The sequence below is a fragment of the Salinimonas profundi genome (genome assembly GCF_014750655.1).
GTDB lineage: Bacteria > Pseudomonadota > Gammaproteobacteria > Enterobacterales > Alteromonadaceae > Alteromonas > Alteromonas profundi_A.
Genome location: NZ_JABBXD010000001.1, coordinates 185,893 through 209,568 on the forward strand (window position 1 = coordinate 185,893; position 23,676 = coordinate 209,568).

At 47.9% G+C, this 23,676-nt stretch carries 18 protein-coding genes; 11 read left to right on the plus strand and 7 right to left on the minus strand.

Annotated elements, in window-relative coordinates; all coding sequences use genetic code 11:
* Positions 1-53 precede the first annotated feature (53 nt).
* Both HHX48_RS00805 and HHX48_RS00810 read right to left on the minus strand, forming a co-directional pair.
* On the minus strand, positions 54-854 hold the full coding sequence (locus tag HHX48_RS00805; RefSeq protein ID WP_191021746.1) for a hypothetical protein: 801 nt from the start codon (positions 852-854) through the stop codon (positions 54-56).
* Positions 855-1,101: 247 nt separating this feature from the next.
* Positions 1,102-2,655 carry a bifunctional GNAT family N-acetyltransferase/carbon-nitrogen hydrolase family protein gene (locus tag HHX48_RS00810; RefSeq protein ID WP_191021747.1) on the minus strand — a complete coding sequence of 518 codons (1,554 nt, stop codon included), beginning with the start codon at positions 2,653-2,655 and terminating at the stop codon, positions 1,102-1,104.
* A gap of 214 nt (positions 2,656-2,869) precedes the next feature.
* Here HHX48_RS00810 and HHX48_RS00815 point away from each other — a divergent pair, with 214 nt between their 5' ends.
* Positions 2,870-3,544, plus strand: a complete 675-nt coding sequence (locus HHX48_RS00815; protein ID WP_191021748.1) for a 2OG-Fe(II) oxygenase — start codon at positions 2,870-2,872, stop codon at positions 3,542-3,544.
* A 17-nt stretch (positions 3,545-3,561) separates the two neighbouring features.
* Here the strand turns inward: HHX48_RS00815 and HHX48_RS00820 are convergent, their stop codons facing one another.
* Complete coding sequence (locus tag HHX48_RS00820) at positions 3,562-6,936, minus strand: PAS domain-containing hybrid sensor histidine kinase/response regulator (RefSeq protein ID WP_191021749.1); 3,375 nt, start codon at positions 6,934-6,936, stop codon at positions 3,562-3,564.
* A 102-nt stretch (positions 6,937-7,038) separates the two neighbouring features.
* On the opposite strand from HHX48_RS00820, the gene HHX48_RS00825 reads away from it, so the two are divergent.
* From HHX48_RS00825 to HHX48_RS18620, 3 genes are all read left to right on the plus strand, one after another.
* Entirely contained in the window at positions 7,039-7,965 is a 927-nt protein-coding gene (locus tag HHX48_RS00825; protein ID WP_191021750.1) for a diguanylate cyclase, read from the plus strand.
* Between the two features lie 168 nt (positions 7,966-8,133).
* Positions 8,134-9,525, plus strand: coding sequence for a response regulator (locus HHX48_RS00830; RefSeq protein ID WP_223857950.1), 1,392 nt, complete (start codon positions 8,134-8,136; stop codon positions 9,523-9,525).
* A complete protein-coding gene (locus HHX48_RS18620) occupies positions 9,506-9,796 on the plus strand; it encodes a hypothetical protein (protein WP_223857951.1) in 291 nt (96 codons plus the stop codon). Before HHX48_RS00830 ends, HHX48_RS18620 begins: the two co-directional genes overlap by 20 nt.
* Before the next feature lie 32 nt (positions 9,797-9,828).
* On the opposite strand, the gene HHX48_RS00835 is transcribed toward HHX48_RS18620, so the two are convergent.
* Positions 9,829-11,169 (minus strand): DUF2252 family protein, encoded by a 1,341-nt coding sequence (locus HHX48_RS00835; protein ID WP_191021751.1) that lies wholly within the window; start codon positions 11,167-11,169, stop codon positions 9,829-9,831.
* A gap of 273 nt (positions 11,170-11,442) precedes the next feature.
* Here HHX48_RS00835 and ahpC point away from each other — a divergent pair, with 273 nt between their 5' ends.
* The 6 genes from ahpC to HHX48_RS00865 all read left to right on the plus strand — a co-directional run bounded on the left by ahpC (position 11,443) and on the right by HHX48_RS00865 (position 19,537).
* Positions 11,443-12,000 carry an alkyl hydroperoxide reductase subunit C gene (gene ahpC / locus HHX48_RS00840; RefSeq protein ID WP_450098339.1) on the plus strand — a complete coding sequence of 186 codons (558 nt, stop codon included), beginning with the start codon at positions 11,443-11,445 and terminating at the stop codon, positions 11,998-12,000.
* A 73-nt stretch (positions 12,001-12,073) separates the two neighbouring features.
* Positions 12,074-13,660 carry an alkyl hydroperoxide reductase subunit F gene (ahpF, locus tag HHX48_RS00845; RefSeq protein ID WP_191021753.1) on the plus strand — a complete coding sequence of 529 codons (1,587 nt, stop codon included), beginning with the start codon at positions 12,074-12,076 and terminating at the stop codon, positions 13,658-13,660.
* Positions 13,661-13,831: 171 nt separating this feature from the next.
* Entirely contained in the window at positions 13,832-14,410 is a 579-nt protein-coding gene (locus HHX48_RS00850) for a TetR/AcrR family transcriptional regulator (protein ID WP_191021754.1), read from the plus strand.
* Positions 14,400-15,494, plus strand: a complete 1,095-nt coding sequence (locus tag HHX48_RS00855) for an efflux RND transporter periplasmic adaptor subunit (RefSeq protein ID WP_191021755.1) — start codon at positions 14,400-14,402, stop codon at positions 15,492-15,494. Before HHX48_RS00850 ends, HHX48_RS00855 begins: the two co-directional genes overlap by 11 nt.
* Positions 15,491-18,541, plus strand: coding sequence for an efflux RND transporter permease subunit (locus tag HHX48_RS00860; protein WP_191021756.1), 3,051 nt, complete (start codon positions 15,491-15,493; stop codon positions 18,539-18,541). The genes HHX48_RS00855 and HHX48_RS00860 overlap by 4 nt, the downstream gene beginning before the upstream one ends.
* A gap of 219 nt (positions 18,542-18,760) precedes the next feature.
* Positions 18,761-19,537 (plus strand): DUF748 domain-containing protein, encoded by a 777-nt coding sequence (locus HHX48_RS00865; RefSeq protein WP_191021757.1) that lies wholly within the window; start codon positions 18,761-18,763, stop codon positions 19,535-19,537.
* Between the two features lie 131 nt (positions 19,538-19,668).
* Here HHX48_RS00865 and HHX48_RS00870 read toward each other — a convergent pair whose 3' ends face one another.
* On the minus strand, positions 19,669-20,064 hold the full coding sequence (locus HHX48_RS00870; RefSeq protein WP_191021758.1) for a DUF3718 domain-containing protein: 396 nt from the start codon (positions 20,062-20,064) through the stop codon (positions 19,669-19,671).
* A 240-nt stretch (positions 20,065-20,304) separates the two neighbouring features.
* Here HHX48_RS00870 and HHX48_RS00875 point away from each other — a divergent pair, with 240 nt between their 5' ends.
* The gene (locus tag HHX48_RS00875; protein WP_191021759.1) at positions 20,305-20,676 is read left to right on the plus strand and encodes a winged helix-turn-helix domain-containing protein; all 372 of its coding nucleotides are present in this window, start codon (positions 20,305-20,307) and stop codon (positions 20,674-20,676) included.
* A 59-nt stretch (positions 20,677-20,735) separates the two neighbouring features.
* Here the strand turns inward: HHX48_RS00875 and HHX48_RS00880 are convergent, their stop codons facing one another.
* Both HHX48_RS00880 and HHX48_RS00885 read right to left on the minus strand, forming a co-directional pair.
* Positions 20,736-21,263, minus strand: coding sequence for a hypothetical protein (locus HHX48_RS00880; RefSeq protein ID WP_191021760.1), 528 nt, complete (start codon positions 21,261-21,263; stop codon positions 20,736-20,738).
* A 145-nt stretch (positions 21,264-21,408) separates the two neighbouring features.
* Positions 21,409-23,586, minus strand: a complete 2,178-nt coding sequence (locus tag HHX48_RS00885) for a YgiQ family radical SAM protein (RefSeq protein WP_223857952.1) — start codon at positions 23,584-23,586, stop codon at positions 21,409-21,411.
* Positions 23,587-23,676 lie beyond the last annotated feature (90 nt).

Consider the following 23,676-nt stretch of genomic DNA (forward strand, 5'->3'; position numbering starts at 1 on the left):
CATTAGTATCCAGCCAGACAATAAAAAACCGGGCAAATGCCCGGTTTTGTTAATTATTGACCACCGGCACCACTTCCGGAGCCTGAAGGTGAACTTACCACTTTGGTGGCAATGTCCCGGATTTCATTTTCCAGCGAGCTGATCCGACTTGCCAGCGTGTTGTTACGTTTTTCAAGCACACTAAGCTTATCGTTAACGTTTTTAACGCTGCGCGCCTGTTGTGTTTTGTCGCTGTTTACCTGCTCAATGGCGACATTCAGTGCCAGAAGTTCATCAGCCAGCGATGCCAGTTGATTGTTTATAGAGGTCAGGCGGCTTTGATGAGTGTCGACATCATCGGCAACGGTTTTCACCGAAGCAGATAAAGACTTATCCAAACCATTTACTTTGTCATTAAGCTCAGTAATTTCTTTCTGATTCCGGCGCCATGCAGATGCCCACAATTTGTCCATCTGTTCCCACAGTTCTTTGGACTTCTCAGAAAGTTCATTGACTTTGACCTGCAGGGCAACGGTAGATTCGCCCATTTCTTCATCTGTCGCACTGAGTTTTCTTTCAAGCTCGGCAAGACGCGATTCAGCGTCATTGGCCACAGCCTGCTGTTGCTGCAACAGTGTATACAAATAATAACAGCCGCCCAGACCGCCAAGGGCGATTAAGAGCGCGATAACAACAAAAAATGTACTGGCTCCAGAGCGTGCCGGCTTTTCATTGTCTGCAGGGGGCGGAGAATTAGCAGTGCCTTCACTTTTTATCGTGTGTGACGCTGCATGTCGTTGCTTTTGATAGTCTCGACGATCTTCGTCATCCAAACGAATGGTTGGGAATTCATCATCTCTGGAGTCGTTTGCCATATTACCTTTGTATCCACATTTTCCGGCGAAATCTGCAGCGCAGCATAGTATCGCTTATTCAGCATGAAAGCTATTATCAGCCTTTATCTCACGGTACCGCAATTATCGCTCTAAACAAATTGATTGTATTGAATCGATTAAATACCCGTCAATAAATGCATTATCCGTAAAATAACGCTCAGGTTCAAATGTCAGATGCAATTAGTACACCAGTGATAGTTAAATGGCCATCCATGGCCAACCTGAACTATCGGTTTCCTATCCAGTCTACCCGGTATAAATCACGGCGACGGTCAAGGTAATTTCTCACTGAGCCTTCATTTTGCAATCGATTCAGTTTGTCCAAATCCAGATCGACAATTAACGTCATCTCAGTATTTGGCGTCGTTTCTGAAACAATCGCATCATGAGGGAAAGCAAAATCAGATGGCGAGAAAACAGCCGTCTGGCCATACTGAATGTCAACATTGTCTACTTTAGGCAGGTTACCAACACTGCCGGCGATAGCCACATAACACTCATTTTCTATCGCCCGCGCCTGCGCGCAGCGACGAACCCTGAGGTAACCATTTTTGGTATCGGTCCAGAATGGCACAAACAGTATCTGCATCTCCTGCTCAGACAGTACCCGGCCTAACTCCGGAAATTCCACGTCATAGCAAATCAATACACCAATTTTGCCGAAGTCCGTATCAAACACTTTGAGGCTGTCACCGCCTTTCATGATCCAGTCTTTTTTCTCATGCGGTGTAGGGTGAAGCTTATACTGGCTTTCGATGGTGCCATCACGCTTGCAGATGTAAGCGACATTGTATAACTCGTCATCTTCAACCACTGGCATCGAACCGGCAATCACATTGATGTTATAAGACACAGCCAGGTGAGACATGGCTGTAAGGATCTCGTCGGTATATGTCGCCAGATGCCAAATCGCATCGATAGACGATTCACCGGGACTCAGGCCCATCAGCGGTGCGTTGAAAAACTCCGGAAACAACGCCACATCACAGCCATAATCTGATAAAGCATCAACAAAGTATTCGGCCTGCTGTAAGAGCTCTTCTACATTATTGAAGTAGCGCATCTGCCACTGAATACAACCAATGCGTGCGCTGGATTTTTTGCCTTCAATCAGGCTGGGGCTGTTGGGCTCAAAGTATATATTGTGCCACTGAAGCAATGTCGCATACCCTTTAGACGCTTCGTCTTCAGGTAAGTAAGCTGTCAGTACCTGCTTGACCTCAAAGCCGTTTGACAACTGAAAAGTCAGTATAGGATCGTAAATATCCTTTGATTTTACCTGTTCAATATACTCGTACGGGCTCATTTCGTCAGCGTAGTTGGCATAATTGGGAATGCGCCCGCCAGCCATAATTGACTTGAGGTTCAGATTCCGGCATAGCTCTTTACGCGCTTCGTACAAACGCCGCCCAAGTCGCAAACCGCGATAATCGGGGCATACGATGACTTCAACGCCATACAGAACGTCACCATTTGGATCATGCGTCGACAGATAGGCATCACCGGTAATTTCATCGTAACTGTGCTTGTCGCCAAATTGCTCATAATCCACAATCACGGAAATAGCGAAGGCAACGACTTTGCCTTTATCCTCAATACAAATTTGACCGTCTGAGAAGGTATTAACCTGCGCCTTAAAGTTTTTATAAGGCCAGGCCCCGCCAACATTGACATACACTTTGTCCATCAATGCCTTTACATCATTATAGTCATCAAGCCGAAGGTTGCGGAGTTCCAGATGGTGTTCTGTATCCTCAACGCTGGTCTGGTCCTGACTCATACATTACCGCCTTACATATACAAAATTATGGGTAGGAGTAGTATTTTGTGACGATTCACAAAGGATTACTACAGGATAATATGTACAGCTTTATAACCGGTTTGGATTAGGTTATTCATGCTCACGCAGATTATTGAAATAACTGAAAACATTTTCTTGCCGGTTTGCAAGATGCATAGTATAAAGCGCCAACTTTTGTTGCATCATCATTCTCATGCAGTACCAACCTATCCCCTCATGCACCACCGTTGCTGATATTGACTTTACGCCCTTGTTCGATCAAATCGCTGTTGATCTTGAAACGCATGGTGTCGCCGTCATTCCTGAAGCGCTTCCAGCGACAATGGCCCTTGAGCTTTACCATTATTACCGGCAGTTGAACGGTGAACTGTTCGATGAGGCCGGCATAGGCAGAAAACAGCACTTTCATCATAATGAAAAAGTCAGAAGTGACAAGGTATGCTGGATAGACGGAACGTCGGCTACCGGCGAGCGATGGCTGACGTGGCTGGAAATGCTGAAAGTGCATTTGAATCGCCGCCTTTTTCTGGGGTTGTTTTCGGTAGAAAGTCATTTTGCTCATTACCAGAAAGGTGACTTTTACAAGCGGCATGTTGATGCATTTCGTGGCGAATCTAACCGGGTGCTTTCGCTGGTTACTTACCTCAATCCGCAGTGGTCAGAGACGGATGGCGGGCAACTGGTGATCTACCACGATAAAAGTGACAGGGCTGGCACTAAAATACTGCCCAGAATGGGCACAATGGTATTGTTTTTAAGTGAAGTGTTTGAACATGAAGTGCTGCCAGCGCAAAAAGATCGCTACTCTATTGCATCCTGGTTCCGTCTGAACACAACGCGGTCAGACCGGGCCGATCCGCCCAGGTAGTCAGTGTGCCGAAACCCTTATGCGTGCATAAGGGTTTCAAGCGCATCTAATGCCTGTTCATAGTCAAGGTTATGTATTGCCTGGACCACCCGTGATGTCTCATCGACATCAAAATGCTGTAAAAGCACGGCCTGATAACTTTTCATGTCGCGTGTGCTGATGTAGCCGCGCGCCTGCAGTACCTGGCGTAACTGTTGAATAGTGGTCGTCGTGCAAGGCTTATCCGCAGATTCGCTCAGCGTATCTGTTGCCGACAAAAATGGCTCAATACAATGGATGACACGCGCCAGTTCATCATTAAGTACATCAGCCTGGGCATCCTGGTTGCTCGCGTACATGGCATTAGCACTCAATTGTGCCAGATGGGTGGCACCAATTGCTTCGCAGAGGCCTTTTAATGTGTGCAATACCACATCCCGGGGTGACCCTTTACTGATAACAGCATCGATGCCGTTCTCAGCACACTGATGATACTGCTGGTAAAAATCGCTAAGAAGCTGTCGATATATGACAGGCTCATTGGCCACTCTGCTCAGCGCTTTTTCAGTGTCAAAGTTTTCAAGTAACCGGTATGCAGGATGAGCCTTTACTGCGGTAGCGTGAGCCGCTGATGAGTTATCGTTGTTATGATGCGACAACCACTTACTCAGTGTTGCCCCCAGTTCATTAATATCAATAGGCTTGGCGATGTGCGCATCCATACCCGCTTCGATAGCTTTTTGGCGATCGCGCTCGGTGGCTGCCGCTGACAGAGCTATAATCGGCGTCTCTTTACCTTCGGGATGTCGGCGTATCGCGGTAGCTGTTTCAAAGCCGTTGAGACCCGGCATCTGAATATCCATCAGCACCATGTCATACTTGTCTTTTGCAAACATCGCCAGTGCGCTGGCACCGTCAACGGCAATGTCTGCCGTAATATTCATCATTTGTAGTACTTCGCGGGCCACATATTGATTTGCAGCGTTATCCTCAACCACTAATATGCGGCAAGCGCCAAAATCCAACGAGAATGTCGTCGCGTCGCGAACCGGCGGAGCATTTTTCTGTGCCAGCAAATCGAGCATGGCACCTTGCAGATCACTGGGCAATAGCGGATGGCACACCCACTTTGAAGGAGCATTAAGTAATACATCACTGAAGTTTTTACTGTAAGTGGAGAGTGCGCTCACTATGATGATACCCGCCTCAACGTGGGAGTTATGGGGAGCGCTGAAAATATCCGATAGCGTTGCCCTGCATTGGCTGTGTTCAAGCGTACTGATATCAACGATAAAAAAATCTGTTGCTGACTGATAATTTCGTAACGCTGAGAGCGCCAGGCGGTCATTAAGCTGTAAATTGTCGCGTGCGCAGTACTGAGCCAGTAGTGTCATATTTTGCGCGTTATCGGAAAACAATGTGACCCGTTTATCGTTTAACGCCCTGGCGGGGTGAATGTCCTGTTGTGCTTTTAACGGAATAGTGAGGGTGAATTCACTGCCTTCATTCACTGAACTGCTGACAGAAATGTCCCCGTTTAGCAGGTGCGCCAATCGCTTACATATAGTGAGCCCAAGACCGCTACCGCCATATTGACGACTTATTGAACTGTCTGCCTGTGAAAACGGCGCAAACAGAGGAGCAATATTTTCAGGAGCGATACCAATACCCGTGTCGCGAACACTGAATGATACGTCATAGTCATCATCAACGGCTTTTTTGTTGGCAGTCACAGTCAGACAAATCCAGCCCTCATCGGTAAACTTAAGAGCATTGCCAAGCAGGTTGGTAAGAATTTGACGGAGCCTGACATGGTCACCTGTAACGTAACGTCGACACTCGGGGCTTATTTTGCAGCGAAGCTCGAGGTTTTTCTGTAACGCAGTGGCGGTGAAAAGCTGCATCACTTCAGACAGTAGCGCAAACAAATCGAAGAATTCTAGACTGATTTCCAGTTTATCAGCTTCCAGCTTTGAGTAATCCAGAATGTCGTTCAGTATTTGCAGTAACGAACGTGAGGACGCATGGACCTGATTAAGGTGCTCACGCTGGCGTCCGCCCATCTCCATGTTAAGTACCATCTCCGTCAGCGCCAGTACCGCATTCATTGGCGTTCGGATTTCGTGACTCATATTTGCCATGAATGCCGATTTTGCAAGACTGGCTTTGTGTGCCTCCTCCCGCGTACTTTGCAATTTATCCTGCATATTTCTAAGCGCAGTAATATCAAAGAAACTGCCCATTATTTTTGACACACCGTGCCCGGTCGTTTCAAAAATAACATCCTGGGCCAGTAGCCAGATCCAGTATCCGTTAGCATGGCGGAAGCGGTACTGGATGTGTTCTGTCGCAGCCTTGCAGCCATCGCTTGATTGAAGTAAAACAGAAAAATGACTTTCAACACGGCTTCGGTCATCTTCATGTACTAACGACAACAAGTCGGCGGCAGAGAGTCGGGTAATATAATCGGGCGTGTAGCCGGTAATTTCGGCATACCGCTCGTTGACAAATTCATGCTTGTTGCGATCAGCAGCGTAAATATATACCCCGGCAATAGAGCCGTTAAATGCACGTTGTAGCATTGACTGATTGTGCAGAGGCGCAATCTCGCTAACCGGGTCGGTTTGCGTGTGGGACCCGGATCGCCAGAACAGTAACAATAACTTATTTTCTGCGATCTGGCAGGCGCTTAAGCAAAACTTTTCCGTGGATAAAACGTTACGCTGCTGGCCGTCGTCAATGTCGACCCCATCACCATAAATCGCAATATTCCTAAGGTATATAAGCAGCGAATCAGAAAGAATGCCGGGAAATACATCAGTGATGGTGTCCTGCCAGGGCTTGGCCTGGTTTTGGTTCAGCGCTATGGCTGTCGCATTCTGATAAGTGAGCGTTAACGTTTTATCATGGTAGTGATATTCATGAGCACCCAGCGGGCAGTCGTCCAGACCATGCCAGCATGTTGATGAAAACGCCTTTGCCGAGAGAAGGGTAGTGATACAAATATCGTCTGGTGTATTTGCTTTTTGCCGGTTATTTTCTAAAGTTTTATTACCAGAAAGCTTTGAGGTGCGGGCGCAAGCTTTTGCAAAGGGGTATAGGCAGGCAATAGCAAGAGCGGACGTAAAAATGGTAATAAATGTGGCAAGTCTGTCGACGTTGTACCATAGCCTGCCGACAGTCCCCAGCTGATGAATGCCGCATACGATAAGAATAACGCAGACAATGCGCATAATTTTTTGGGTATCCGGGGCAAGGGAACTGTGAACAATTAGCAGTGTAAACGCGCTGATAAATATGGCTGCTGCAAACACACTCTCTGCAATAATTGGCAGGGGCATAGTTGTATGTAACGATGTGATAAAGGCGGCCAGACCGCCTGTTATCTGAAGTAAGAAAATGTGATTTAGCATAGCGCGTCTTCCTGATTGCACAGCGCTAAGCATAGCCGTGGTTTTTACTTTTTGCCTGGCACAACGCAATCAGGTAGCCGGACGTACTAATAAGGGATGATTATGGCGGTATTGCACGCAAGAGCGAAAGTGCTGATAGTGGACGATGATATTGCAACAATCCGGCTGATTGCCGATGCACTTTCTGCTGATTACGATGTACTTGTGGCGAAAACCGCCCGCGAGGGTCTGACACGGGCGTTAGAATCGCAGCCGGATCTGATTTTGCTGGATGTTGTTATGCCCGGCGCAGATGGTTTTGCTTTATGCAGACAACTCAAGTCCTACGATCAGATTCAGCAAATACCGGTTATATTTGTCAGTGCACTGGATGCAGTGGCACAGCAGACAAAAGGCTTCGAGCTGGGAGCCGTGGATTATATAACCAAACCGGTCGAAATACCCATACTTCGCGCCAGGGTGCGAACGCACACCAGGTTATATAAACAAACCTTGCAACTTGCCTCTCTGGCAGCAACCGATCCACTTACCAATCTGGCTAACCGCAGAAAATTCGAAGAAGCTATGGCGCGCGAGATCGAGCGAAATCACCGCGAGCAACATGCCTTGTCACTGTTAATTACCGATATAGATAATTTTAAAGCGTACAATGACCGATACGGACATGGCCGGGGTGACGACTGCTTAATCGAGGTTGCCAGACTATTGTGCGAGTGTGCTCGTCGCGGGACTGATCTGGTCAGCCGGTTAGGCGGTGAAGAATTCGGGATTATATTGAGTGATACTGACATCCTCGGGGCGGAAGCTATCGCGCAAAAAATAGGTAAACGTATTGCGGCTGCTAATATTACCCACGAAGATAGCCATACTGGCCGACTGTCAGTAAGCACGGGCGTGGTCACCGTTGATTTTGCAGCGCTTGCAGCGGGTCTGCCAGACAGCAGAATGCTGGTCGATTGCGCAGATAGTGCATTATATGATGCCAAAGCCCAGGGGCGTGACAGTGTTGTGATCAATTCCTGGCCGTAGCCAGCAAAAACGCCTTTGTTATTCCTTTTGTATGCTCGAAGTGCTATTTTTACGCCATCGTTGTAAACATCTTTATATATTCTCAGGATGACGTCTTCCACTACAATGGCTCGGACGCTTTCATTCTGTTAGTGAGCGTAGAAGAAACACAGTGAAGTGAACCGCGCGATGGAAAAATTTCCCCCACCGATTGAAAACGCCGATCTACGGGTGTTAATCATTGATAACCAGAGTCTGGTGCACGACCAGATTATTCACGCGCTCAGAGAAGTGGGTATAAAAAAAGTCAGCTGCGCATTGAATGCCTACCACGCACTCAGAGAGTGTGAGAATCAGCAGTTCGACTTCGTTCTGATTGCCTTTAATATCAGTCACGATAAAGACGGGTTTCACTTGTTTGAAGAGCTGAAGCATCATCAGCATATTACCGACAAAACAACGGTTATTTTTCTGAGTGCTGAAACCAGTCACGAGCTGGTCAATTGTATAGTTGAACTGCAACCCGATGACTTCTGGGTCAAGCCTTTAGACCGTAAGCGTATAGAAAACCGCCTGCAATACCTGATTTCCATTCGGCATAAACTGCACAAATTGTTGCACTGCCTTTACCAGCGTGACTATGCGGCAGCCATTTACTATGCAGAGCGGCATATGAGCGATCCGCTCATGCAAGAGTTTCATCCCAGACTGCGAAGAATCATTGGTGATTGCCTGATGGCATTGCGCGAATTTAAACAGGCTGAACAGTATTATCTGAATATGCTGGACCACTACGATCATGCATGGGTACATATCGGGCTGGCCAAAAGTCTGTTTAGACAAAAAAACGCTGAGGCTGGTGAGGCGCTGGTTGAAGATTTACTGGAGCGTGACGATACCCGATTTCAGATATTGGATTTGATGGCCCAGTTTTATCTCGAACAGGAAGCATACGACAAAGCCTATGAAAAGATAAAACAGGCAAGCCGACTGGCCCCCAGAAATATCGAGCGCAATCGGCGCTTGTGGGATCTGGCGCGCCTGAACCGTGATCGGCAGGGACAATTAAAAGCGGTACAGAATATGGCAAAATTTGCCAAAAATTCTATCCATGACTCACCGGAGCTGTCTTTGAATGTTATTCGCTCAACGATAGATCTGGCGACCAGTCTTAATCAGGAAGAGGCCGATCAGCTAATAAAACGCGCTGACTATGAAATTACGCAGCTTCATAGCAAAAAAGGGGTTGGCCGCGAATTGGCAGAACAGCTTGATGTGATTAAAGCGCGCATGCTTTGCATTTGCAATCAAAAGCGGGATGCAGAAGCAATTATGAAGGCCAAAAAGCCTGAATTGAGCGGGCTGTCGATGGAAGATAACCTAGACAAAATGAAAGCGTTTCATGAGCTGGGTATGAAAGAGCATTGTCTGGTGTTACTGGATAAGCTGCGTCAGCAAATTGAAGGTGACACCTTTTCTTCACATGTTGTGGATGAATACTTAAAGCAGGAAGAAATTGAGCGTCGTGATATCAGTTTTTACGACGAAAGAGTTAAAGGAGATGGCGGCGGTCAATTATAAAGAAAACCGCATCACACCCGCTTACAATAACCTGCGTCAGGCGTTGCAACTGTCGCCTGATAACCGGCAAATCGCGCTGAGTCTGCTCAAAGTGCTTACCCAGTTAATTAAGAAAGATGCACTTAATGAGGAGCAGGTAGACACTATGTATCGGGCCGCCCGCGCGCTGACGAATGACACACTTCCTGCCAGTCAGGTTCAAAAACGTAATCAATATTTCAGTCTGCTGCAAATAAACCAGGAGAGTCTGGACACACCGGCAGATGCCTAGTGTGTCTGTTGACATGGTGTCTGATGGCTGCCTTAGCCCTTTAACAGCGCGTTTACGAACCAGTTGTGGTCAGCGATGACCTGATGGGCATAGTGTGTAGCACCGTCGATAAGGGCCTGCCCGTTTTGCGTAAATACCTTAACCGCCTGTTCTTCATAGCGGGTAGAGCGACGGTCGCTCCTGGCATGCGCCAGTGCCAGCGCTTTACCGCACAGTGCCACAAAGTCATCAAAGCCACCAGCAACATTCTTTTTACCCAAGCCGATATCTTCGGGTTTAATACTGACTCGAGCGTGGTGACGCGAACGCACCAGGTAATGCTTATTCTGCCAGATAGCTTCGTCCAGTAATAAGTCAGGCCTGCGTTGCATTCTGCGTTGGCAGCGGGCTGTAAGGTGTGCAGGATTAAGGCGATTTATCGCTGAGAGGTCAGGAAAGTAATACAAAGGAGCCGCTTCACGTTGCTGTTTGACTTCAACAATATGACAGCGGGAAAAGCTTCGTTCATCATGGGGTTTGGCCGGCCCCACCAGAAAATAAAATCGTTCAAGGTTGACTGAACCGGTGCCAGCATTATTACGCACCACAATATCGATGATCTCATCATCCATATAAGGAGCGAATGCAGTGGCAATCTCGTTATAGTGATGCGCTGCTAAGGGTGAAAATTTATCCGTATTACGGATAAACTGCAGTCCCTCATCAGCCATAAATACCGCTTTTGCTAATGCACTTTTAGTGACAAATTCTTCTCCCAACGCTGAACGACGTTGGGCTTTACAAAACGCCTTATGTAACCTGGCACCCTCGGGGACCGATTCCACAGCGGAATCCCGCAGCAACAAGCCAGTATGTAATGCCTTGCAGGTAGCAATATACTGCTCCAAAAATAAGGACATTGCCTTACTGACATCATCTTGTGTAATCGCTGGCTTTTCGCTGTTGTTCTTTTCATGCAGGTATTTTCCGGAAGCAACTCCCTGACAATAATCTGCGGCCAGCACCAGAGAGCACAGATATCTGATGATATCCCAACAGGCATGACCCACGCACGCATCATCAAAGTCGTTGGGAGCAAAAATCACATTATCGCCGTGAGAGCCTTCCTCTGTGATAAAACCAAAATTAGAAAGGTGACAGTCGCCCGTGACACATGTCAGCGGCAATTCGGTAAATGATGTGGGCAAAGGAATATTGCCGGCCTGCAGGTCGGCATAAAAAAGCTGAGCACTGCCCCGGTAAAAGGCGAACGGGTTGTCAGCCATCTTATTGTGTTTGGTAATCATTGCATCAGGCGCGCTACTATCTGTTCGCACAATCTGCTCTGTGATAAATGCTGCTCTTTCTGCACTACAGGTTTCAGGGGTTGTCATCGGGTTCTCTCACTTGCAACAGGCGAAGACTCTGGTATTATCGGTTGTTCAATAAATCCGCATTAAATATTTGGTATTAATCGTAAAACCTAATTAAAGTGTTCAAAATTACCAATTATCATTCTAGTAACAGCTTCGCTATTCTAACAACCAGTTGACGGGGCGCGGTTCCAATAAACGAAACCGACCCCACAAATAATCCGTACTCACTGTGATTTTTGCCTCAGGCAAAAGCACACAATTATTTTAACCAGATGGAGATAAACAATGGCATTGATTAACACTGCTATCAAACCTTTCAAAGCAAACGCATTTAAAAATGGCGAGTTTGTTGAAGTAAGCAGCGAAGACATTAAAGGCAAGTGGGCCGTATTTGTTTTTTATCCGGCTGACTTCACATTTGTATGTCCTACAGAACTGGGCGATATCGCAGACAAGTATGAAGAGTTGCAATCTCGTGGCGTAGAAGTTTTCTCTGTATCAACAGATACCCACTTCACACACGCGGCATGGCATCAGTCTTCAGAAACCATCGGTAAAATCGATTTTGCGATGATCGGCGACCCAACGGGCGAGATTACGCGCAACTTTGATTGCATGCGTGAAAACATGGGTCTGGCAGATCGTGCAACATTCGTTGTTGATCCGGATGGCATTGTTCAGGCGATGGAAATCACTGCAGAAGGCATTGGCCGTGATGCTGACGACCTGGTACGTAAGGTTAAAGCGGCACAATACGTTGCAGAGCATCCTGGTGAAGTATGTCCCGCAAAATGGAAAGAAGGTGAAGAGACACTGGCACCTTCACTGGACCTGGTAGGCAAAATCTAAGTCTATCCGGAGCCGATGATACGGGCCTGTGGCCCGTATCGTATTTCACTCATCAATAAGAGGCAGATTCGACGTGTTAACTAAAGAAATTTTACAAGCGCTGAAAGGCTATGCTGAGTCTATGAAGAAAGAGGTAACGTTCGTTTTACAGACTGGCGAACACAGCAAGCGTGACGAACTCGTGACGTTTCTGTCAGATATTGCCAGCGTAAGCGACAATATAAAGTTTGAAGAGCGAGATACCGATGGCGTTTTGCGTAGCTCGCTAAGCTTTCTTTTAGAGGCAGACGGAAACGACACCGGTATTCGCTTTTCGGGAATTCCCGCAGGCCATGAATTTAATTCTTTGGTTCTGGCAATGCTACATGCTTCAGGCGGTTCTGCGCTTAAAGTAGACGATAGTCTGAAAAGTATTGTCAAAGGTGTGTCAGAAGAGTTGCACTTTGAAGTGTTTATCAGTTTGAGCTGCCATAACTGTCCGGATGTGGTTCAGGCATTGAATCAGTTCGCGTTGCTTAATCCTAAAATCACAACGGAAATGATTGACGGCGGTTTATATCAAAGTGTGGTTGAAGAAAGGGATATCCAGGGTGTGCCGTCGGTTTATCTTAATGGTGAACTGTTTGCCAACGGTAAAGTTGATGCAGCGGTACTGATAGACAAATTGCTTGAACGGGATCCTTCACTTAAAGATGCCAACAAGGGCGAGAGCCTGCCATTGCAGGACGTTACTGTCATCGGCGGTGGACCTGCAGGTGTGAGCTCAGCAATATACAGTGCCCGGAAAGGCCTGAAGGTAGCGATGGTGGCAGACCGCTTCGGTGGCCAGGTTAAAGATACAATGGGAATTGAAAACTTGATTTCTGTGCCAAAAACAACGGGCCCTGAGCTTGTGGGTAATCTGGCAGAGCACATGAAAGATTATGACATCACGCTTAAAGAACATGTACGTGTAGAAAAAATTGAGAAAGGTAATGTAAAAACAATTACGTTGTCGTCGGGTGAAACCATTCAGACCCGCTCAATTATCATTGCAACCGGAGCGCGCTGGAAACAATTAGGTATTCCCGGCGAGCAGGAAAATATTGGTAATGGCGTGGCTTATTGTCCGCACTGCGATGGTCCGTTCTTTAAGGGCAAGGATGTTGCCGTCATTGGCGGGGGTAACTCCGGGATTGAAGCGGCACTTGATCTGGCGGGTATTGTTAAGTCAGTGACTGTGTTTGAGTTTATGCCGGAGCTCAAAGCTGACAAAGTATTGGTTGATCAGGCTGAAAAGCGTGACAATGTTACTATCATTCGCAATGCTGCTACCAAAGAAATCATTGCAGATAATGGAAAAGTGGCGGCAATTGATTATCAGGACAGAGAAACGCAGGAAACGCATCGCAAACATCTGTCGGGTGTGTTCGTACAAATTGGTTTGGTACCAAACAGTCAGTTTCTGACCGATACGCTTGATTTGACTCAGCATGGTGAAATTATTGTAGACGAAAAATGCAACACATCTGAGCCAGGCATCTTTGCGGCAGGTGATGTGACAACCGTGCCGTACAAGCAAATTGTCGTGTCTCTGGGTGAAGGTGCAAAAGCGTCGCTGGCAGCGTTTGAATACCTGCTCACTCACCAGACTGAAGAAGAAATGTCTGATGTTGCGTAAGCTATAATCTAACAGCAAAAACCGGCCGTTCTGGCCGGTTTTTTTATGCCTGTAATACCCGGTTTTGTTGTCGATGAACTGTTAAAGCGAGCGCAATACCTACACCACTCATTGACATCACAGAGCAAATGAATTAAAAACCGACCAGTTGGTTTGTTTTTCGGAGAGTCTATGTCCGGTGAAAGCGTAAATCGGGATAAAAAGTCGTCCAGGCAGCGAATTGTCGAGGCTGCGATTGATATAGCCATAAACCAGGGGCCTAAAGTGCTCACCCTGGATAAAGTGGCGGATAAATGCGGCATGAGTAAAGGCGGTGTCATGCACCACTTTAAAAATAAGGAAGCGCTGCTTGAGACGCTTCTTGCCAACATGATGGATACGTTCCGCTGTTATGAAGACGATATTGTTAGTGAGCACGACGCATTGCTGCCTATTACCCGGGTTCTGAAAAGTCGTGAACAAATCCATGACCATGTCAATCTGGACTACGCCCGAATACTGCTGGTGGCCGCTACAGAAGGCGAGTCACTGATGGCGCCGATTCAGGCGCGCTTTAAAGAGTTTGTTGAAGAGTTAAAACAGGACGAGTCCCGCTATTTTGACAGCCTGCTACTGTGGCTGGCCGCCGATGGACTAAGTTTTCAGGAGCTTATTTCAGTCAGTCCCTTCAGTGAGGACGAACGCAAGTCAATCCGCCATAAATTGATCACCATGGCTGAGTCGCTAGGAGAAAATACCCGTGAGAAATAGTTTTTTGTCAATGCCCCTATGGCTAATTGCCTCAGTATTGTTTATCACAGGCTGTTCCAACGACGAGCCACAGCAGGCAGAGGAGCCTGCGCCACTGGTGCAGCTTTATGAGGTAGGCGCTGATACGCAGGTCACCGCCCGGCGTTTCCTGGCCCGGGTGGACGCGTTAAGCACGGTTGATTTGTCGTTTCAGGTCTCCGGACGTATTAATCAGCTGGTGGACAAGCAGGGCATTGTTGTTCCTGAAGGCGAGCTGCTGGCTGCGTTGGAGCCACAGGATTATGAACTGGCATTGCGGCAGGCTGAATCATCATTGCGCAAGGCCGAGTCTGATTTTCAGCGTGGTGAGGAGCTTAAAAAAGAATCCTACATAAGCGACTCAGATTATGATGGCCTTAAGACAAATTTTGAAAATGCCCAGATAGCGGTTGAGAATGCGCAGTTAAATGTCGAATACACGGAGCTGCATGCGCCGTTCAATGCATTGATTACTAACCGTCTGGTGGAAAAGCACTCTTTTGTGCAACCCAACCAACCGGTACTGCGGGTACAGAATATCAATTATTTGCGCGTGCACGTGAACGTGCCTGAAAGAATGATGCGCATGGCGGTAGAAGAAGGCCCGCACTATCAGGTTTACCTTGAGAACAAGGCCGGCCAGAAGGTCACCGGCAATAATGGGAAGCCGGTGACGCTTAGTTACCTTGAACACCGCACTGAAGTAAACGAAGCCACCCAGACGTATCGTGTTACCTTCAAGTTACCACGAATCAAGGGGGTTGAACTGCTACCGGGCATGGTGCTGACTGCCCGTATTGAAATTGAGCGACCTGATGCGCAGAGCTGGTGGGTGCCGTTAAAAGCTGTGGATACGTCCGGAAAGGAAGAGTTCGCGGTATGGCTGTATGATGACGAAACGCAATCGGTCAGCTATCACCCTGTTAAGATTGGCGTAATTCGTGACAACCAGGCGCAGGTGAAAGGCGGTATCGCTGCAGGCCAGAAAATCGTGTCTGCAGGCATCCGTCAGCTACAGGATAATATGGCTGTACGTCCGTATGACAGCGAGAAGCCGGTGCTATGAAAATTGCGACCTATTCGATCAAAAATCCACTGATCATCTGGATGTTGATGGTCACCTTTCTCATCGGCGGCATAGTGGCCGTGGTGGAAATTGGTAAGCTTGAAGATCCGGCTTTCGCGATTAAGCAAGCCATCATCACGACGAATTATCCGGGCGCCACCGCTGAAGAGGTAGAGGAAGAGGTTACCGAGCAGCTTGAGTCGCGTATACAACAACTTAGCCAGTTAGGCGATATTACCTCACGATCATTGCCGGGCCAGTCTCAGATTACCATTGAGTTGCGGGATGACTTTAGTGGTGAGCAGCTGCCACAGGCGTGGGACGAGTTGCGACGCAAAGTTGAAGCTGCAACCATGACGTTGCCCCAGGGCGCTGCCAAGCCTGTGGTAAACGACGATTTTGGTGACGTATATGGGATGTTTTATGCGGTAACAGCCGAAGGTTTTACCAACCGCCAGAAGCGAGAGCTGTCATCAAAGCTGCGTCGTGAAGTGCTTACTGTGCCGGGAGTGACCCGAGCTCAGCTTGCCGGTGTGCCAGAAGAAACGATTTATGTTGAGGTCACACAGGAAAAGCTGGCCAGTCTGGGAATTTCACTGAACCAAATTGCCGGTGTCTTCCAGACGGAAAGTGCCATCGCTGATTCAGGCAGTGTGCGTGTTGAAGACAGGCGTATTCGCTTGGTCATTCCGCCCAGTGACGACTCTGCAGAAACCATTCGTAATCTTAAATTTGGCATTCCCGGCACTACTGAGCAATTGCATATTGGTGATATTGCCAATGTTTATCGCGATGAGACAGAGCAGCCCCGCCAGCTGGTTCGCCATAACGGTGAAACCGCCTTTACCCTGGCCATTGCAGGACGTAGCGACAAAAATATTGTTGATATCGGACAACGTGTTGATACCCATCTTGATTCACTTCGGGAAAAGCTGCCCCTGGGTGTGGAAATCCTGCCTGTGTACGAGCAACATATTGTCGTTGATCAGGCGATTGAAGACTTTCTAATCAATCTGGCTGCATCGGTCACCATTGTTGTTGCGGTATTGTTAATGGTCATGGGATGGCGCGTCGGCGTGGTGGTTGGTGGTACATTGCTGTTAACGGTATTGGGTACTGTGCTTTTCATGTGGATCTTTTCCATACAGATGGAAAGGATCTCATTAGGTGCCTTAATTATAGCCATGGGGATGCTGGTTGATAATGCTATTGTCATCGGTGAATCTATGCTGCTTAACCGACAGCAGGGAAAAAGCTCCATTGATGCGGCTGAGGAAGCCGCCCAACAAACACAGTTTCCACTGCTTGCCGCAACGGTTATAGGGATACTGGCGTTTGCCGGCATCGGGTTGTCGCAGGACACTACGGGGGACTTCATGTTCTCGCTGTTCGCGGTCATTCTTATTTCACTGTTACTGAGCTGGATACTGGCTGTGACCGTTACACCGCTATTGGGCCATTATCTGTTCAAGGCTGAAACCGGCCAGTCGGATGAGGATATTTATAACAGTCGCGGTTTTAATGCCTATAAAAAGTTGCTCAATACAGCGCTGCGCCACCGTCGCCTGACACTATTGGTATTGTTTGTTACCACCAGTGCTGCTGTTGTTGGATTTGGCTGGGTGAAACAATCCTTTTTCCCTCCCTCCAACACGCCTATCTTTTACGTAGATTATTATCTGCCGCAAGGTAGCGATATCCGCGCTACCGAAGAAGATATGAAAGAAATTGAATCGACCATTATGGCGCAGGAAGGCGTGGTCAATGTAACCAGCCTGATTGGCATGGGAGCAAGTCGGTTTATGCTGACCTATGCGCCGGAATTACCTAACCCTGCATATGGTCAGTTCATCATCAGAACGCAGCAGCGTGAACAGATCCCTGCCATCATGAAAACAATACGCGAACAGGCGGGGCGTACCCATCCTCAGGCCCAGATCTACACCCGACGATTGTTCTTTGGGCCGGCGACAGGCGCCAAAATCGAGGCACGCTTTATGGGCAGCGACCCTGAAGTACTGCGTGCGTTGGGAGAACAGGCGCAAGCAATCATGTACGGCTCTGATAGCCTTACAGATATTCGACAAAACTGGCGTCAGCGTGAGGTCATTGTCAGACCGGTCATTGATGAGCAGCAGGCAAGGATTGCAGGATTATCCCGTACGGACATTGCTGACTCTCTGGAATTCGCCACTGTCGGCAAGCGGGTAGGGATTTATCGCGAGGAAGATCGTCAGATCCCAGTGGTGATTCGTCCGCCTGCCGAGGAAAGACGAAGTATGTCGTGGCTTGAAGACCGGTTGATTTACAGTGAGACCGAGCAGAATTTTATACCTGTGACGCAGGTGGTAAAGGATTTTGAAGCACATTCAGAAAACGGCATCATTCATCGTAGAAACCGGGTTCGCACGCTGACTGTACAGGCCGAGCCTGTCGGTAATCTTACTGCAGCGACCGCGCGAGCCACAGTGGTTAAACAGATTGAGGCAATGTCGCTACCCTCGGGATACACACTGGAATGGGGAGGAGAATACGAAAGCTCCAAAGAAGCCCAGGCCGGTTTGGGCTCAAAACTGCCCTTAAGTTTCCTGGCGATGATCGTCATTACTATCTTGCTGTTCAATGCACTCAGACAGGCTGCGCTTATCTGGATCATTGTGCCGATGTCTATTTGCGGGGTGACGGCCGGGCTTATTCTGACTGGTCTGCCATTTAGCTTTACGGCATTGCTTGGCTTATTAAGTCTGTCCGGCATGTTAATTAAAAATGCCATTGTGCTGGTTGATGAAGCAGATATCAGACGTAAAACAGCAGATAACCTCAAAGAGGCTATCACTGGGGCCAGCATTAGTCGTGTGCGCCCGGTTATGTTGGCAGTACTGACGACTGTACTTGGTATGTTGCCGCTGCTCTGGGACGCATTTTTTGCCAGCATGGCAGTGACCATCATGGCCGGACTGACATTTGCCTCGCTGCTGACACTCGTGGCGGTACCGGTACTATATTCGCTGTTTTTCAGCGAAAAAGATATGAAACAGCGCTCCTGAGCGGGCGCTTATTACTGAAGGGACAACGGCTACCCTGAGGTAGTCAGGTATTAATGCGCTGTTGGTGCTATCTGCTGTTCCAGACAGGTAGCACCAACAGCGCTTTTTTGTTTTTCGGACACGGGGTTGCGCGTGCGAAAAATGACGTGCTACCAATTTGATCTGAATAGGGGTACTGTAACTACATGATTAAAATCAGTATCAGCTAAGGGAATTAAAATGAAAAAGGTGTTAACTGTATTACTAATTATTGTTCTGCTCATCGTCGGTGCCCTCTGGTACGTCATGAGTGGTGCCGGTGATTTTATCCGTTCACAGATAGAGAAACAGGGAAGCCGTTACATGCAGACCGAAGTGGCTGTGGATGGCGTGGATATCGGCTACAGCGATGCCAAAATGGACATCACCGGGCTTAGAGTAAGTAACCCTGACGGTTTTTCTGATGAGATCGCACTGGGTATGGGAACGATGACCTTCGATTTAGGCGGAATTTCATCTGAACCTTATGTGGTCCAGAATGTGACCATCGATGCCCCTGAAATTCTTTATGAAATGAACGCGCAAACGCAGAGCAATCTGCTCACATTGAAAAATAATCTTCAGGCCAACCTGCCAAAAGGTGAACAGAAAGAACAGAGCGGTAACGAAGAAATGCCTCGTGTCATTGTTGAGAACGTGACTATAAGCAATGCACGACTACGTCTGGATCTGGAGGCTGTTGAAACCGGTGAGTTGCAGGTGGATAAAAAATCTTATGAAGTAAAACTGCCGACTTTTAATGCCGGGCCAGTCGGCCAGCCAGATGGTTTACCTGCCGATCAGGTAGGTGCTGCTATTATGGATGCATTATTAGACAACGCCATTAAACAGGCAAAAGAACAAGCAAGAGAGCAGTTGAAAGACCGTGCCCGTGAAGAGCTGAAAAAAGAAACGGATAAGCTTAAAGAAAAAGCTGAAGAGAAATTAAAAGGGCTGTTTAACAAAGATAATAATTAACTGCGATTAGCGATGACTGTAAAGCGGCATACGTGCCGCTTTTTTTATATCAGAGCGCGGAAGACAAAATAGGTTGATATCAATAAAAAAGCGCCCGAAAGCGCTTTTTGACTGAGGATACAACGATGAAATTATTCAGGTGATACAAAGCTGACCTGAATGTGTTCAGGTGGTAATCTGCTCACCTGAATATCTCTGATCTCGATTCGGGTATCAATGCTGTAGCGTTTCAGTATCTGATAGGTATCTGTGGCACCATAATAATCAGCAAAGGCAGCCAGATTCATACCATTGCAACGCAGGCCTTCGCCTAACATTCTGTAGGTCGGGCCGGTATGCTTTCTGCCAAGCGTTATTTGCTGAACAGACTGATGCATGTTCATGCGGTCATTTCCTGCAGCATGCTGACAGACTGAAATCAAATCCTGCTCAAGATGTTTGGGATAGTCTTCGGCCATTGCAGTACCTGATATTGCACCTAGTGATAGCACACAGAGGCCGACAGAAACGATGTTGCTTCTGCTCATGATCTTTTCCTTTCGTTTATTGGTGATTGTTAACGTTTACTGGCGATACTGCCGCGCAGACCCTCTAAATGTAACTGGCGCTGCTAACTTTCACCCTGACAATACACTGAAAATTTACTGTCATAGTAAACGCACCATTATTCATAATGTTATTCATTTAGCCGTCATGGAAAGCGTAAAATTTCATCTGATAAAACGATAATGTGCTAAAATTTAATAGGTATCTGACAGGGGACCATCATGAGTATGCATCCCACCTCCCTGAAGTATGATCATACGACACGGACTGTCAGTAACGGACAAGGCGCCAGCCGCGTTCTTTCTCCTCAATGCGCCCATTTACTTGAGCTCTTTCTGACGCAGGACAATCACATTGTTACCCGTAAGCAAATGCGGGACGTCATCTGGCGACACAACATTGTGAGTGAAGACATGATAAATCACTTGATATGTCGGCTTAGAAAAGAACTTAAATCGCTACCGGGCGAGCGGTGCTGGCAAATTGAGGCAATCCCGAAAGTGGGTTACCGGATGCTTCTGAGCGAGCAGGAAACGCACGACATTAAATACTGGCTGCATCGTTGTGGAAGCTGGTTCAGCGGCAGCGAATAGCGAGATGGCGCGCAACAGAACCGAAAAAGGTTTCCGGTGCGCTAAAGCTAAAGACGCGCTTACTGATTAACATCAAAAGTAGCGTTATCAAGCATGGTGATGAAACCTTCCTGGTTATCCAGCTTCAATTCTAATGACAGGGTCAGGGTTTCCAGCGCTTCAGGTTGTTGCTTGATACCGGCAGAAATCTGAAATGTATATTTGCTTTTATCATCAGGAGAATATGACGCCTGTAGCGTTTTGAAGTTCTCGGCAGCACCTGCTGTCATTCTATAGGTGAACGCATTTTTAGCCGGCTGGCTTGAAAACAGGCCGCTTTCTGCGGCGCGTTGCGTGTGAGATTCAAGGATGAGTGGAAAGTCGAGGATCCGGACATGTTGGCCGTCATCCACCTCCATCTTTAACGCAATGTTCTCATGGTTGGGTTCCAACGGTTGGTCTAAAATGACTCTGGCTCTGATGACCTCAGGGTTGAGCAACACAAAGTCTGACTCATCAGCGGTAGCAAACCTTGCCATTGTGCTTAATGGTATAGAGGTGCAGCTAAACAGGCCCGTTACCAGCAACAACAATACTACTAATTTCATAATGATTATCCTTAATCGCAGTATCCCTAAAAGACAATCATATACCCAAACAGCGTTTGATTAATACGTATTAATGATAATGTTCGTAAGAAACAAAAAAGGGCGCCCCCTGGACGCCCCTGTAAAACCATTGGCATGTTAACGCTTATTTTTGTCGCTGGGCCGGTTTTGGCTTGCCACGCTTTTTATCGCGAAACCCTTTGGGCGGTAAGCCGGTATGCTTTGACAGTGCGCGCTCACCACGACGCGCTTTTGGTGCCTTGGCACGCTTTTCGTCCCGGGACTCCGGCGGCACGAGATGTTGTGGCCCGCGACCAATCAAATCTTCACGTCCCATTTTTGTAAGAGCAGCGCGGATCTGCGCAAAGTTTTTCGGATCGTGGTAACGAAGCATTGCTTTGTGCAGCCGGCGGTGAATCTCACCTTTCGCTGAGGGCACATGCTCACTGTCTTTTTTGACCTTGCGCAGACTGTTTACTTCTGTGTGATACATGGTTGTTGCTGTTGCCATGGGTGACGGATAGAAGTTCTGCACCTGGTCCAGCTTAAATTTGTTCTCTTTAAGCCAGATCGCCAGCGCCAGCATATCGTCATCTGTGGTACCGGGGTGCGACGCAATAAAATAGGGAATAAGGTACTGCTTTTTACCTGCTTCCTCAGAATACTTATCAAAAAGTTCTTTAAACCGGTAATAACTGCCCATGCCCGGTTTCATCATCTTATCCAGCGGGCCATCTTCGGTATGCTCAGGTGCAATCTTCAGGTATCCGCCGGTATGGTGCAATGCCAGCTCTTTGACATAGCGGGGGTCTTCCACTGCAAGGTCATACCGAACACCAGAGGCGATTAATACCTTTTTGATGCCGGGAAGCTCGCGGGCACGCTTGTACAAGTTAATAGTAGGCGTATGGTCAGTATCCATATGCGCACAAATACTGGGATACACACATGAAGGGCGTTTACAGGTTGCCTCTGCTTTGGCGCTTTTGCAGCGTAAACGGTACATATTCGCCGTCGGCCCGCCTAAATCAGATATTACGCCGGTAAAACCAGGCACAGTGTCCCGGATAGTTTCAATCTCCCGGATAATGGAATCTTCGGAGCGACTCTGAATAATCCGGCCCTCGTGTTCGGTAATCGAACAGAAGGTACAACCTCCATAGCAGCCACGCATAATATTGATGCTAAAACGAATCATGTCGTAGGCAGGAATTTTGGCATCACCATAAACAGGGTGGGGGACACGCTGGTAAGGCAAATCAAACACCGCATCCATTTCGTCCGTTTCCAGCGGCATGGCTGGCGGGTTTATCCAGATGTGTCTGTCACCGTGACGCTGCATCAACGCTCTGGCGCAACCAGGGTTAACTTCCTGATGCAAAATACGTGAGGCATGCGCATACAATACCTTATTTTCACGCACCGTCTCAAAGGCAGGCAGTTTGACGTAAACATTTTCCCACGGTTTTCTGCGTGTGGCTGGCTGCACCACAATGGGTTGTGCAGCGCTGGCATCCTTAACGCTATCAGCGTTATCTGCTTTATCACATTCCGGCTCCATCTGATAAGGGCTGGAGATAGGATCAATTTTTCCGGGTTTATCCAGTGAGGTGGAGTCAACGCCCTGCCATTCGGGTAACGCCTGTTTCACAATAATGGCGGTGCCCCGAATATTGGTCAGATCGGCGATGTTCTCACCGGCGGCTAAACGATGCGTGACTTCAACCAGCGGGCGTTCTGCGTTACCAAAAAACAGCATATCAGCCTTACTGTCAAAGAGTACTGAGCGGCGCACTTTTTCAGACCAGTAATCATAGTGCGCGATGCGGCGCAGGCTTGCCTCGATTCCACCCACAATCACCGGCACGCCTTTAAATGCTTCGCGACAGCGCTGAGAATACACCGTAACAGCACGATCCGGCCGTTTGCCACCAACGTTACCCGGCGTGTACGCATCATCATGGCGTAGCTTTTTATCTGCCGTATACCGGTTTATCATCGAATCCATATTGCCGGCAGTCACACCAAAATACAGGTTGGGCTTTCCCAGCTTCATAAAATCGTCTTTGCTGGTCCAGTCTGGCTGCGCAATGATACCCACCCGAAATCCATGGGCTTCTAGCACACGACCAATCACCGCCATGCCGAAGCTGGGATGGTCAACATAGGCATCGCCGGTAACCAGAATAACATCGCAACTGTCCCAGCCCAGTTCATCCATTTCAGCCCGGGACATGGGCAGGAACGGGGCAGTGCCCAGACAATGAGGCCAGTATTTTGGATAGGAAAAAAGACCGCGGTCAGCTTTGATGGTGGCTTGCATAAAAAAACACAACTGAATAAAAAACGGCCGGCATTGTACCACCAGCCTCACTGACATTCACGAATCTTACAAGGAAGTTGGCATTAAACG